Annotated in this window: 9 protein-coding genes; 6 read left to right on the top strand and 3 right to left on the bottom strand. The window is 66.7% G+C overall.

The features are described 5' to 3' along the window. Positions 1-12: 12 nt before the first annotated feature. From FQU96_RS37475 to cdd, 4 genes are all read left to right on the top strand, one after another. The gene (locus tag FQU96_RS37475) at positions 13-1,566 is read left to right on the top strand and encodes an ABC transporter ATP-binding protein (protein ID WP_146546537.1); all 1,554 of its coding nucleotides are present in this window, start codon (positions 13-15) and stop codon (positions 1,564-1,566) included. 148 nt (positions 1,567-1,714) lie between these two features. Next, complete coding sequence (locus tag FQU96_RS37470; protein ID WP_146546536.1) at positions 1,715-2,845, top strand: ABC transporter permease; 1,131 nt, start codon at positions 1,715-1,717, stop codon at positions 2,843-2,845. Between the two features lie 163 nt (positions 2,846-3,008). Further along, positions 3,009-3,983, top strand: a complete 975-nt coding sequence (locus FQU96_RS37465) for an ABC transporter permease (RefSeq protein ID WP_146546535.1) — start codon at positions 3,009-3,011, stop codon at positions 3,981-3,983. A gap of 50 nt (positions 3,984-4,033) precedes the next feature. Further along, positions 4,034-4,684 carry a cytidine deaminase gene (gene cdd / locus FQU96_RS37460; protein WP_146546605.1) on the top strand — a complete coding sequence of 217 codons (651 nt, stop codon included), beginning with the start codon at positions 4,034-4,036 and terminating at the stop codon, positions 4,682-4,684. Positions 4,685-4,927: 243 nt separating this feature from the next. On the opposite strand, the gene FQU96_RS37455 is transcribed toward cdd, so the two are convergent. From FQU96_RS37455 to FQU96_RS37445, 3 genes are all read right to left on the bottom strand, one after another. Then, entirely contained in the window at positions 4,928-6,436 is a 1,509-nt protein-coding gene (locus FQU96_RS37455) for a DUF3987 domain-containing protein (protein WP_146546534.1), read from the bottom strand. A 119-nt stretch (positions 6,437-6,555) separates the two neighbouring features. Further along, positions 6,556-6,885: a hypothetical protein gene (locus tag FQU96_RS37450; protein ID WP_146546533.1), complete on the bottom strand. Its 330-nt coding sequence runs from the start codon at positions 6,883-6,885 to the stop codon at positions 6,556-6,558. A 219-nt stretch (positions 6,886-7,104) separates the two neighbouring features. Continuing rightward, positions 7,105-7,392 carry a DUF1330 domain-containing protein gene (locus FQU96_RS37445; protein WP_146546532.1) on the bottom strand — a complete coding sequence of 96 codons (288 nt, stop codon included), beginning with the start codon at positions 7,390-7,392 and terminating at the stop codon, positions 7,105-7,107. A gap of 576 nt (positions 7,393-7,968) precedes the next feature. Between FQU96_RS37445 and FQU96_RS37440 the strand changes: the two genes are divergently transcribed. Further along, a complete protein-coding gene (locus FQU96_RS37440; protein ID WP_146546531.1) occupies positions 7,969-8,670 on the top strand; it encodes a hypothetical protein in 702 nt (233 codons plus the stop codon). A gap of 388 nt (positions 8,671-9,058) precedes the next feature. Then, the coding region (locus tag FQU96_RS37435) for an autotransporter outer membrane beta-barrel domain-containing protein (RefSeq protein ID WP_178131028.1) at positions 9,059-12,415 on the top strand (3,357 nt) is incomplete at its 3' end.

The following is a 12,415-nucleotide window of genomic DNA, read 5'->3' as shown; positions in this document are numbered from 1 at the left end:
TAAGGGCTTGCCATGCCTGACACTCCGCCTGCCATCGAGTTGCGGTCGATCGACAAGTCGTTCGGGCCGGTGCATGCCAACCGCGGTGTCTCGCTGTCCATCGCGCGCGGCTCGATCACCGGCATCATCGGCGAGAACGGTGCCGGCAAGTCGACCCTGATGAGCATCCTCTATGGCCTCTACGAGGCCGACAGCGGCGCGATCCTGGTCGACGGCCAACCCGTGCGCATCAAGAGCCCGCGCGATGCGATCGCGAGCGGCATCGGCATGGTGCACCAGCACTTCATGCTGATCGACACCTTCACCGTGCTGGAGAACGTCGTGCTGGGCGCCGAGACCGGCGCGGTGCTGCGCCCCAGCCTGGCGGCCGCGCGCCAGGAACTCGAGCGGCTGGGCCGCGAGTACGGCCTGCGCGTCAATCCCGACGCCCTGGTCGGCGACCTGCCGGTGAGCGAGCAGCAGCGCGTCGAGATCCTGAAGGTGCTCTATCGCGGCGCCCGTATCCTGATCCTCGACGAACCCTCGGCGGTGCTGACACCGCAGGAGACCGAGCAGCTGTTCCGCATTCTCCAGGCGCTGCGCGACCGCGGCGCCACGGTGATCCTGATCACCCACAAGCTGCGCGAGATCATGGCCGCCACCGACACGGTGTTCGTGATGCGCCATGGCCAGATGGTGGCCGAACGGCAGACAAAGGCGACCAACAGCGAGGAACTGGCCGAACTGATGGTGGGCCGCAAGGTGCGGCTGGCGCTCGACAAGCCCGCCTGCCACGCAGAAGCGCCGGCGTTGACGGCGGAGCGCATCGGCCTGCGCGACGGCCGCGGCGTGGCGGTGCTGGACAACATCGATATTACCGTGCGGGCCGGCGAGATCGTGGGCATCGCCGGCGTCTCGGGCAACGGCCAGAGCGAACTGCTGGAAGTGCTGGCCGGCATCCGTGCGCCGACCACCGGACGGCTGGTGATTGGCGATCGCGCGATCGACGCGGCGCATCCGGCCGACCCGGCCGAGATGCGCGCGCTGGGCCTGGCGCATGTGCCGGAGGACCGCCATCGCTACGCCATGGTGGCGCCGTTCGACGCCACCGAGACATCGGTGCTGGGCTATCACCACGAACCGCCGTTCAGCGGCCGGTACCTGATGGACCGCCGTGCGATGGCCGGGCACTGCAGCAACCTGATGGAGCACTACGACGTGCGCCCGCGCCGGCCGGAGCTGCGTTCCTCGAGTTTCTCCGGCGGCAATCAGCAGAAGCTGGTGCTGGCGCGCGAGATCGCCACCAAGCCGAAGATCCTGCTGGTCGGCCAGCCGACACGCGGCGTCGATATCGGCGCCATCGAGTTCATCCATCGCCAGCTGGTGGCGGCGCGCGACGCCGGCTGCGCCATCCTGGTGGTCTCGGTCGAGCTCGACGAGGTGATGGCGCTGGCCGACCGGATCCTGGTGATGTACGGCGGCCAGATCGTGGGCGAGGTCGAGGGCAGCGCCGCCGATGAACGCACCTTGGGCCTGATGATGGCCAACGTGTGGAGGCCGGACGCAGCGAAGGCCGGAGTACCATGAGCGGGCGCGGACATCTGACCATACCTTCCCCCGCTTGCGGGGGAAGGTGCCCGAAGGGCGGATGGGGGCTGCCGCCTCACATTCGGTCTGTTCGATCCGCCCCCCATCCGGCGCTGCGCGCCACCTTCCCCCGCAAGCGGGGGAAGGTATGAAAGCGCCGCTGCCGGGGTGGGTCGATATCGGGCTGATCCCGGTCGTCAACGTGCTGCTGGCCTTCGTCGTCGTCGGGCTGATCGTGCTGGCGGTCGGCGTCAACCCGTTCACGGCCGTGCGCATCATGATCGTGGGCGCCGTCGGTTATCCCGAGGCGATCGGCTACACGCTCTACTACACGACCAACTTCATCTTCACCGGGCTCGCCGTGGCGCTCGCCTTCCATGCCGGCCTGTTCAACATCGGCGGCGAGGGCCAGGCCTATCTCGGCGGGCTCGGTGTCGGCCTGGTGGTGCTGGCGCTCGATGCCACCCTGCCGCCGGTGCTGCTGATCGCGCTCGCCGTGCTGGCGGCGGCGCTGTTCGGCGCCGCCTGGGCCGCGATTCCGGCCTACCTGCAGGCCTATCGCGGCAGCCATATCGTCATCACCACCATCATGTTCAACTTCATCGCCGCGGCGGTGATGGTCTACCTGATGGTGAACGTGCTGATCGCTCCCGGCTCGATGTCGCCCGAGAGCCGCGCGTTCGCCGACGCCGGCCACCTGCCCTTCATCCACGACCTGCTGGCTTATGCCGGCATCACCATGGGCCAGTCGCCGCTCAACCTCGCGATCGTGTGGGCGGCATTGTGCTGCGTCTTCGTCTGGGTGTTCCTCTGGCACACGCCGTGGGGCTTCGAATTGCGCACCATGGGCCACAACCCCAGCGCCGCGATCTACGCCGGCGTCGACATCCGCCGCATGACCGTGCTGGCGATGTGCCTGTCGGGCGCGCTGGCGGGCTTCGTCGGCGTCAACGAGATCCTGGGCGTGCATCACCGCCTGATCCTGAACTTCACCGCCGGCTACGGCTTTGCCGGCATCGCCGTGGCGCTGATGGGCCGCAACCATCCCGTCGGCATCGTGCTGGCCAGCCTGCTGTTCGGCATGCTGCAGCAGGGCGGCGCCGAGCTGTCGTTCGACATCCCCGCCATCACCCGCGAGATGGTGGTGGTGATCCAGGGCCTGATCATCCTGTTCTGCGGCGCGCTGGCGCACTTCACCCGGCCGTGGTTCGAGGCGCTGTTCGGCGCCCTGCGCGCGCGCAGCGGGCGGACGACCGCGGCCGGCGCAGCGGAGGCGTAGCGGACAAAGATGAAGACGAACCACAGAGACACAGAGGCACAGAGCAAGACACAGAGCATGATGAGGCTGCGCGCCTGCGGCGCGCGTAAAGTTTTCCTCTGTGCGATCTCTGTGTCTCTGTGCCTCCTTGGTTGGCCTTCTCTTCATTCCGGACCGCACTGACATGGAAGAGGCGATCACCTTTGCGGTGCTGATCCTGTCGGCCACGTTGCGGGTGGCGACACCGCTGATCCTGTGCGCCATGGGCGGGCTGTTCTCCGAGCGCAGCGGGCTGATCGACATCGGGCTCGAGGGCAAGATGCTGGCGGCCGCCTTCGTGGCCGCCGCCACGGCGTCGGTCACCGGCTCGGCCTGGCTCGGGCTGGGCGCCGCCATCCTGGTCGCCGAGGCGCTGGCGCTGCTGCACGGCTTCGCCTGCATCACCCACCGCGGCAACCAGGTGGTGAGCGGCGTCGCCATCAACATCCTGGTATCCGGTCTCACCATCGTGTTCGGCATGGCCTGGTTCCAGCGCGGCGGGCAGACGCCGGCGCTGCCGCCCGAGGCGCGCTTCATGCCGATCACCTTGCCCGGCACGCAGGCGCTGGCCGACGTGCCGGTGCTGGGCCGGATCTGGGGCGACCTGATCGGCGGCCACAACCTCTTCGTCTACGTGGCGCTCTTGATCGTACCCATCACCTGGTGGGTGCTGACCCGCACGCGCTTCGGCCTGCGCCTGCGCGCGGTGGGCGAGGTGCCGCTGGCGGTCGACGCCGCCGGCATCTCCGTCGCCTGGCTGCGCTATCGCGCCGTGCTGATCTGCGGCCTGTTCACCGGCATCGCCGGCGCCTACCTCTCGATCGCGCAGAACGCCGCCTTCAGCCGCGACATGACGGCGGGCCAGGGCTATATCGCGCTCGCCGCCATGATCTTCGGCAAGTGGCGGCCGTTCCCGGCCCTGGGCGCCTGCCTGATGTTCGGCCTGCTCGATGCCGTGGCGATCCGCCTGCAGGGCGTACGCGTGCCGGGCATCGGCGAGGTGCCGGTGCAGTTCATCCAGGTACTGCCCTACGTGCTGACCGTGATCCTGCTGGCCGGCTTCATCGGCCGCGCCGTCGCCCCCAAGGCGATCGGCGTGCCGTACGAGAAGGAGCATTGACAGGCTCTGTCGTCCTGAGCGAAGGACCCTGCGGTGCGTCGATCGCCGCGATGGGACGCGTGAGTTCCGCTGGAAGATTCACCACAGAGGCACAGAGATCACAGAGGGACACAGAGAAAGAAAGACAGAAGCGCGCCGTCGACGCGCAATCTCTTCTGCCCTCTGTGCGCCTCTGTGATCTCTGTGCCTCTGTGGTGAATCTTTCCTGCCTCGAAACGCGCACCCTGCTTGATCGACGCACCGCAAGGTCCTTCGCTTCGCTCAGGACGACGGAAATGACAGCACCCTCCGATGACATGATTGCGTTGGCGCGCCAGGCGATGGAACGGGCACATGCGCCCTACTCGCGGTTTCCGGTCGGCGCCGTGCTGCGCGGCGCCAATGGCAAGCTTTATGCCGGCTGCAATGTCGAGAACGCGGCCTACCCCGAGGGATGGTGCGCCGAGGCGTCGGCGATTGCCGCCATGGTGATGGACGGCGAACGGCGCATCGTCGAGGCGCTGGTGATGGGCACCGGCGCGGCGCTGGTGACGCCCTGCGGCGGCTGCCGTCAGCGGCTGCGCGAGTTCGCCACCGACGCCCTGCCGATTCACATCTGCGGCCCCGACGGCCCGCGCCGCACGATCACCCTGGGTGAGCTGCTGCCGCTGTCGTTCGGGCCGGACAATCTCTCGGGGACGGAGTCGTCGCCCAAGACTTGAGTTGCCATGGCGCGCAAACGGGCGGCTTTCGCATCGTCACGCGCAAGGTGCCTGGCCAGCGCGCGAATGAGATCGCGATCATCACCGCGGCCGATCACCTCGAACCGGGTCAAACCACGATCGGCGAGACGGTGTCGATATCGTCGCAAGGCACATCTCTGCGTCATGCTCGCCATCCCGTTCTCCACCCTATATCCGGATATAAAATCGCCTCGGCGAATCGCGTGACAACAATCACAACAATCACAACAATTCGAAGGCCTGGGCATCGCAGGACAGCGCCGGGTTGACGGCCCAGCGCAGGCGGGGGCGGCCGACGCCCTCGGCGGGCACGATGCGCCGCAGCCAGCGGCCGGCGATCAGCGTTTCGATCACGCCGTCGACGCCGGATGCGTTGGGCGCGACACGGGCATGGCGCCAGAGATCGTCACGCGACACCTGGGCCAACGACTGACCGCGAATCCAGAGCAGCGCCCGGCGCGCCTGCCGCTTTGTGTCGCTGGTGCCGGCCGCTCCCAGGACTGCGCCGGCGTGCGGCCACAAGTACGTGGTCCACAGGGCGATGGCAGCCTCCAGCGCCGGGGCGGCGACCACCGGTGGCTCCGACGGGTCGGCGAATTGCGCTGACCAGTCGAGGAACGTCCACACGCCGGCCAGCCGCAGCACGTTGCTGGCACCCCTGCCCCACCAGGCCGCCTCGGCGCCGTCAAGCCGCTCGGCGTGTGCATCGAGCGTGCGACGAAAATCTTCGAACAGCGCCCGGGCCTCGGTCGTCAACGGCAGGATGTGCGTCACATCCGGCAAGTCGCGCAGCCGAGCCAGAGCCCAATCGGCATCCCGGCCCACCGCCGCGTCGGACAGCGGCTGCAACGGCGGGCGGCCGGGCCAGGTGAACAGGAACCGTGCGCCCAACCCGCCATCATGGCCAGCCAGCATCGCCGCGATCGCGTCGGTTTCGATGGTACCCGTGATGGAAACAGCGGTGCAGGGAATCCAGTTGCACCGACCGGTCTCCAGAACGGTGTCTGCCGGTGCCTTGCCATCCAGCTTCCAGGAGTCGGCGGACCACGCCTTCAGCCAGCGCGACCGATCCGACGCACCAGCAACATCATGTGCCATGGCCGTCAACCAGCCGGCGAGCGACTCTGGCGCCAGCAGCACGCCGCCACGACGACCGCGCAGCGCCGCGGCCACGGCGTCGATGCCCGGTTCGTCGACGACGCACTGGCGCGGCACGAAAGGCTGCGGTTCGTGCGCCTCCGGCGGTATCGCCGGCGACGGCTTGTGGTTCGCCACCGCGCCGCGCACCGCTTCACGCCACCACCAACGCTCGGCCCGGGCCGTTTCCAGGTCTGTCACGTAGCGTCTTCGCCCGGCGGCAGCCAACTCCCAGTCGTCATCCAGCGCGCGCGTCAGCGCGACGGCCGCCGCCAGGCCCGATGTCTTGCCGGACGATGGCTCCCCCACCAGTGCCGTCCACAGCACGCAGGGCTCCACCCATGCCGGCACGGGGCTGACGTATCTCTTGGCGCCCAGCAGGCTGGCTGCCGCCGCCAGCAGCGGCAGCGCGACGTAGTCGACCGCCACGCCCTTGCCCGCTGCCGCCCTCTGGCACCAGTCGCGCCAGAACCGCGGCAACAGCGCAACCGGGAACGCCGGCAGATCGCCGTGGCGTGCACCCAGCAAGGTCAGGTCAGGCTCATCCCAGTCGGCATCGGCCTCGATGCTGGTCGCATTCGTTCGATCGAGCATGGCTCACCAGAGGCAGGAAGCAGACACAGGAATGCCCGGGAGCGCGGGCGTCTCGCCCGCATCAGGACGAACGCTTTACGTTCGCCGACATGAGCGGGCCGGAGGCCCGCGCTCCCGGGCTAGTGGCGGCGCCCGCCGCGCTCGCCGCCGTCATCGGCATCGTCGTCGGCCTGTTCCTGTTGGTGACGGCGGGTGCGGATGGCGACGGCCTCCTGCAGCACGTCAACGAAGTCCAGCGCGGCATCCGGATCCATGCCCGGCTTCGATCGCCCCCAGGCGCGGTCGAGAATGCCCTCCGCTGCCGCCAAACGGGCCGATGCCGGCGCGCGTTCGTTGCGCATCACCTCGACCAGGGTATCGATCGCCAGCGTGGTGTAGGCGCGTACGAGATCGCGAAACGCCTCCACCGTCGCTGGCGCGACAGGTCGCTGGTTGTCTTCCGCGTTCATGTCATCCTCCTGAAGCGCATCACGGCGCCATGGGCAGAGCCAAGCTCGAAAGCCCGGGCGCGGGCCCGCAAGCCTGCGCCGGTCTGTCGATACCTTGGATGTGAGGATGCCGATCTATGTCATGAGTGCCTGAAAAAGTCAAGTATTTTCAAAGTATTGGTACAAACACAGGCCGGCGTGTCGCACCTGGCCGGTCCAAAATGAAGTTGGCCGGCCGCGTCAGACTCCCTCGACGGCAACGAGGTCCGTATCGGCGATGGCATGGCGCAACGCCTTGAGTTCGGCGTAGGCAGGATCATTCATGAAATCGTCGATGGCCCGCATGGAAGGAAAGCGGAACAGCACCACACGCTTGGGCTGCCACGCGCCCTCGTAAACCCGCACCGCACCGCCGCGGACGAGATATTCCCCGCCGTGCTTTCTGATGAGAGCGGGAACCTCCTGTCTGTAGCGTTCGAACGTGCCGGCGTCTTTGATGTCGAGATCGACGATGATGTAGGCTGCCATGGTTGCCCCGCGCGCGTGTCCTGAAACGACAACGGAAGATCGCTTCGGCCATGAACAGCTCGTGCCGGCGTCTATTCCCGATACCGCAGGGCAATCGCATATGGCTCGAGGGGATTGGCTGAGACCGGCGCAACACACGCTGGGCGCGCGCCACGCTCATGGTATCCGCCAAGGCGGCCCGGTTTCGCCATCTGGCCGTGCTCCGCCGGCAAACATCGAGTATGACCGCAAGCCATGACGTTCCACGGAGTGGCGCGCCCCCAGCGTTTGATCGTACCGCCTCGGGTCATAGGCGATCGCACTGCCCGATACCGGGTAGTGGAGCCGCCATCCCCCGCCTACACCGGCATCCCCGGGTTTTTCACTGTCGAATTTCGGGGGCAGTACCGAAACAACCTTGCCAGCAATGACGATCAACGCCCTGCTTTCTGCTGAAATAACCGCCGCGCCAGCAGCGACAGGAAGCCGTAATACTCAGGCTTCTGAATAAAGAATTGAAATGTCAATGAAGAGAGCACTCTGGTAGATTGGATATGATTAGATAACGAACTGTTTTGCGTTCAGGCTCACCTGCACGTGATGTTCGACCGGGTTCAATGGCTCCGCAATTTTCAACGTCCTGATGGAATCATGCGCTTTCATCTGATCCCTGCGCTCATCGCAGCGTACAGCCTGGTAGAGGCCGTACCCGCAGCCAGAGCCGACTGCACATCCGACTTCAACAGCTTCAACCGGGTCAATGCCAGCGCCGGCCCCTATTCGGTCGAATGGCGCAAGTTCCTGTACAAGGCCGAGGACCGGCGCCCCGATACGCCGCAAAGACTGTCGATCGTCCAGGTCGTGCCATCCGAGGCCATGCGCATCAAGTCGGAGACGACAGAGATCATCATCGCCGAAGGCAGCCCGGGAACCTCAAACAACGGCCGCCGGGGGTGGTTCAAGAGGGATACAGACCCGTCATGGGTTGCCATGCCCGCGGGTGACGTGGACCGTATCGTAAAGAACGTGCCGCTGCTGGCCTACTTCGCGGCGCCGAACGCCAACAACGTCGATTGCAAAGACGCCCAGATCGTCGACGGCACGCCGTATCTGACCTTCACCCTTGCCGGCCGCCATGGCGGCGGCAGGCAACAGACCACGGCCGCCTTCGATCTTGCCACGTACCAGCCGGTGTCGGGCGTGACCATCGTCGACTTCGGCGCGTCACGGACACAAGTCGAAGTGACGTACCGGTTCGACAACACCATCAAGATCACGCTGCCCGAACAGCGGCCCTGATTCCCCGTCATCCGGAGCGGCAGCAACGGCCGATGTCCGGACGTTGACGCTGCCACGGGCCTGAGGCGAATTCGACGACACGCTCGGCGTCGGCGTCAAAATCATATCGCCCGGCCGTCCGCTGCGCCAGGCGCGCGCCACGACCCAATTTTTCTGCCTCATCTCAAGACCGCAGTGAAACACCAGTGCCAATGCGAGTGCAATCTGTTAGATTGCGAAAGATTAGATGTCGAATGGTTTTTTGTCAGGCTCATGCGCTTTGTGGTGCCTAATGCTCTCGGATGCCTCTGCGGACAAGACGTCTCGTATCCTTTGTTCGCGCACGTTTGTTCCTCCCCTCCAGCCGACATCGGGCCTTCTGACCACCGTCTCGCGGATCGCGATGTATGTGGCCTGCAGTGCGCCGATCGTGGCCTTCGCCGGCACCGCCCTCGTCACCCGGTCCGCCCTGGCCATCGACGAATGCGGGACGGGGCCGACGGTCACCTGCTCGGTGACAGTTGATTCCTATCCCGACGGGATCACGTACGGCGGCGTGGGGGGGCTGACGCTCACGTTCGATCCGGGCGTTGTCGTTCAGCCGAGCGTTGGCAAGGTCGGCATCACGGTAGGCACGCAAGGCACACCGGCGACCGGCACGATCAGCATCACGACGACCGGCGGCAGCATCACCGCGGACCAGGGTGCCGTCACATCAAACGCCGTCCATGGCATCGCCGTCACCGCCAATGCAGGACCGGCCGCGCTGACAGTCACAACCGGCCCCATCACGGTCAGCGGCAATGGCAGCTTTGGCACCTATGGCGTCTCCGTGAACAGCCAGGGAACTGGTCCGATCACCATCGATACGACCGGTGGACCGATCGTCGCATCAGGCAACTCGTCAGGCGGTATTAACGTCCAGGCTTACAATGCAGCAGGCCCCGTCACCGTCAGAACCGGCACCATCACGGTGGGCAGCAGCGTAGCACCGGCGTCGTCCGGCATCGCTGTGCTGGCGAGCGTCAACGCAGCCTCGCTGTCGGTCGACACCAGAGGTGGGCCGATTGCGACATACGGTGATTTCTCGAGCGCCGTCATAGTCTACAACGGGTCGGGCGAAACAACCGTCTCTACCGGCGACATCACGACCCAGGGCTACTACGCATCGGCGTTACAGGTAAACGGATCAAAGGTCGCCGTTGACACGACCGCGGGAACGATCTCCACGACAGGAGACGGTTCTGCCGGCATAGTTGTCAGCGCATACAGTGACGGTCCGGTTACGTTGCGTACCGGCAATGTCGCGACATCCGGCGCTTACGCCAACGCAGTCACCGTCAGCCCGCAGCCCACAGCAGGCGGAAACGTAGTTTCGGTCGATACCAGAGCCGGGCAAATCACGACAGTCGGCGACAATTCATCCGGTCTATCGATCCAGGGGTTCACATATACAGTCGTCCCTGCCTTCGATACGAAAATCCAGACAGGACCGATCACCACGCAAGGCGCCAATGCAGCGGGCGTCCACGTTTTTCGCGTCTCCCGGCTCGATCTCGATACGAGTGCGGCGCCCATCAACACATCCGGCGCCGGTGCGGCCGGCGTTTTCGTCTTCAGCGCGGACCCCACGGCCGATGCGACGATCCGCACCGGCGCCATCACCACATCGGGGCCCGGTGCGTTCGGCGTCGCCGCGGCCTCCGTGACTCGCCTGGTCCTATCGGATCCGAACGATGGGAGCAGCCCGCAGGTCCCCGCCGGGGCGTCCGGCCCGATCACCATCACCAACACGGCACCGATCACGTCCACCGGCGTCAACGGCGGTGGTATCGTCGCCGTCAGCTTCGTTCCCAGCGGCTTCATCAGCGGCGCGGTGACCGTCAACGCCGATGCCGCCATCACCGCCTCGGGCCAGGATGCCGTCGGCATCCACGCGGCCTCGGTATCCGGAACCGTGGCGATCAAGGTCGCCGCCGGCGTCAGCGTCATGGGCGGCTGGGCGGCCAACCCCGGCGATCTCTCTGTCGTCGGCAGCGAAGTCCCTGGCTATGGATCGATCGGGAGCAGGCTGCCGGCGGCCGGCATCGTCGTCTACAGCGGCGCGATGGGTGCCACGCCGGCCATGACCATCGTCAACAACGGTTTCATCGGCGCGCTGAGCGATCTGGCGATCACCATGGGCACCGTCTGCGCCAGCGAGAACGGCCCCGGAAGCGGCGGCGTCTTAGACCCCTGCACCGATCCACTGCCCGCGATACAGCAGCTGCAGGTGACGAACAACAACACGGTCACCGGCTTCGTCTCGTTCCTGCCCGGCGCGCCGCACATCTTCGACAACAACGGCACATTCGAGATCCGTCATTTCGCTGTTACCGCCGACGGTAGCGTGCGCAGCACCAAGCGTGTCGCCATCTCCGATTTCGGCGGGCCGAATTCGACCTTCAACAACGTTGCCGCCGGCACCGTGAAGTTCGCGCCGGTGAGCGGTGCCACGAAAATCGAGCCCGCCAACTACTACGTCCCCACCACCGGCGCCGACAGCCGCAGCCTGGGCACGACGACCTACGACCTCAATCGCGAGGGCATCGTTCAGGGGCAGTTCGTCAACCTCGCCACCTTCAACAACGCCGGCACCATCGACCTGCGCGGCCCCGCCGTCGGCAACACCCTGGTCATCACCGGCGGCGCCAGTGCCGTAGCGCCCGGCACCGGTGTGTTCGTGTCCGACGGCGGCCGGCTGCTGGCCAACGCCGTGCTCAACGGCGGCGTCGACGGCACCGGCGGCAGCATCGCGGACATGCTGATCGTCGATGGCACGCAGCTCAAATCGACTGCAACACAGATCACCGTCACCAATGTCGGCGGCGCCGGCGCCCTCACGCCCGGCAACGGCATCGAGCTGGTCGAGGTCCGCAACAAGCAGGGCTCCGCCGCCGGCGCTTTCGCCCTGGCCGGCCGCGTGGTCGCCGGGCCCTACCAGTACTCGCTCTACCAGGGTGGCGTCGGCGCCGACGCCGCGGACGGCAACTGGTATCTGCGCTCGGTGCTGGACTGCACGCAATCTCCGCCGCCCGCCGGCTGTCCCACACCGCCGGATCCCGGTCCAGGTCCAGGTCCCGGTCCCGGTCCCGGCCCGGATCCGACACCACCGACGCCCGTCGTGCCGGACTATCGCCAGGAGACGTCGCTCTATTCCGCCCTGCCCTCGATGGGCCTGACCTACGGCCGCTGGCTGCTCGACACCCTGCACGAGCGCGTCGGCGAGGAGGAAGGCATCCGCGGCCGCGCCGATCTCAACGGCCGCAGCACCGTCAACGGCTTCTGGAGCCGCATCGTGGGCGTCACCGGCAATGCCGACGGCGGCAACGTCTATCGCAACGGGCCCAAGTACGACTACAGCCTCTACGCCCTGCAGATCGGCGCCGACATCTACCGCAAGGAGGACTCCGAGGGCCGCCGCGACCATGCCGGCTTCTACCTCGGCGCCGGACGCATCGAGGCCCAGGTCGATCACTATACCGGCGCCCGCGCCGGCCAGAACACGATCGACGGCTACTCCCTGGGCGCCTACTGGACACACTTCGGCGCCTCCGGCTGGTACCTCGACGGCATCGTCCAGGGCACCTGGTACGATGCCCGGGCCCGCGCCGCCGATGGCCGGTACCACCTCAAGACCGACGGCTTCGGCCTCGCCGTGTCGGCCGAGGGCGGCTATCCCTTCAAGTTCGAGAACAACTGGGTGGTCGAACCGCAGGCGCAGCTG

Origin of the sequence: Reyranella sp. CPCC 100927, assembly GCF_007859315.1 — a bacterium.
Taxonomy (GTDB): Bacteria; Pseudomonadota; Alphaproteobacteria; order Reyranellales; family Reyranellaceae; genus Vineibacter.
This window is presented reverse-complemented; position numbering and strand designations above follow the sequence as displayed.

Coding starts and splice junctions, on each gene's coding strand:
- FQU96_RS37475 (WP_146546537.1), top strand. CDS start 13: ATGCCTGACACTCCGCCTGCCATCGAGTTGCGGTCGATCGACAAGTCG.
- FQU96_RS37470 (WP_146546536.1), top strand. CDS start 1,715: ATGAAAGCGCCGCTGCCGGGGTGGGTCGATATCGGGCTGATCCCGGTC.
- FQU96_RS37465 (WP_146546535.1), top strand. CDS start 3,009: ATGGAAGAGGCGATCACCTTTGCGGTGCTGATCCTGTCGGCCACGTTG.
- cdd (WP_146546605.1), top strand. CDS start 4,034: ATGGGACGCGTGAGTTCCGCTGGAAGATTCACCACAGAGGCACAGAGA.
- FQU96_RS37455 (WP_146546534.1), bottom strand. CDS start 6,436: ATGCTCGATCGAACGAATGCGACCAGCATCGAGGCCGATGCCGACTGG.
- FQU96_RS37450 (WP_146546533.1), bottom strand. CDS start 6,885: ATGAACGCGGAAGACAACCAGCGACCTGTCGCGCCAGCGACGGTGGAG.
- FQU96_RS37445 (WP_146546532.1), bottom strand. CDS start 7,392: ATGGCAGCCTACATCATCGTCGATCTCGACATCAAAGACGCCGGCACG.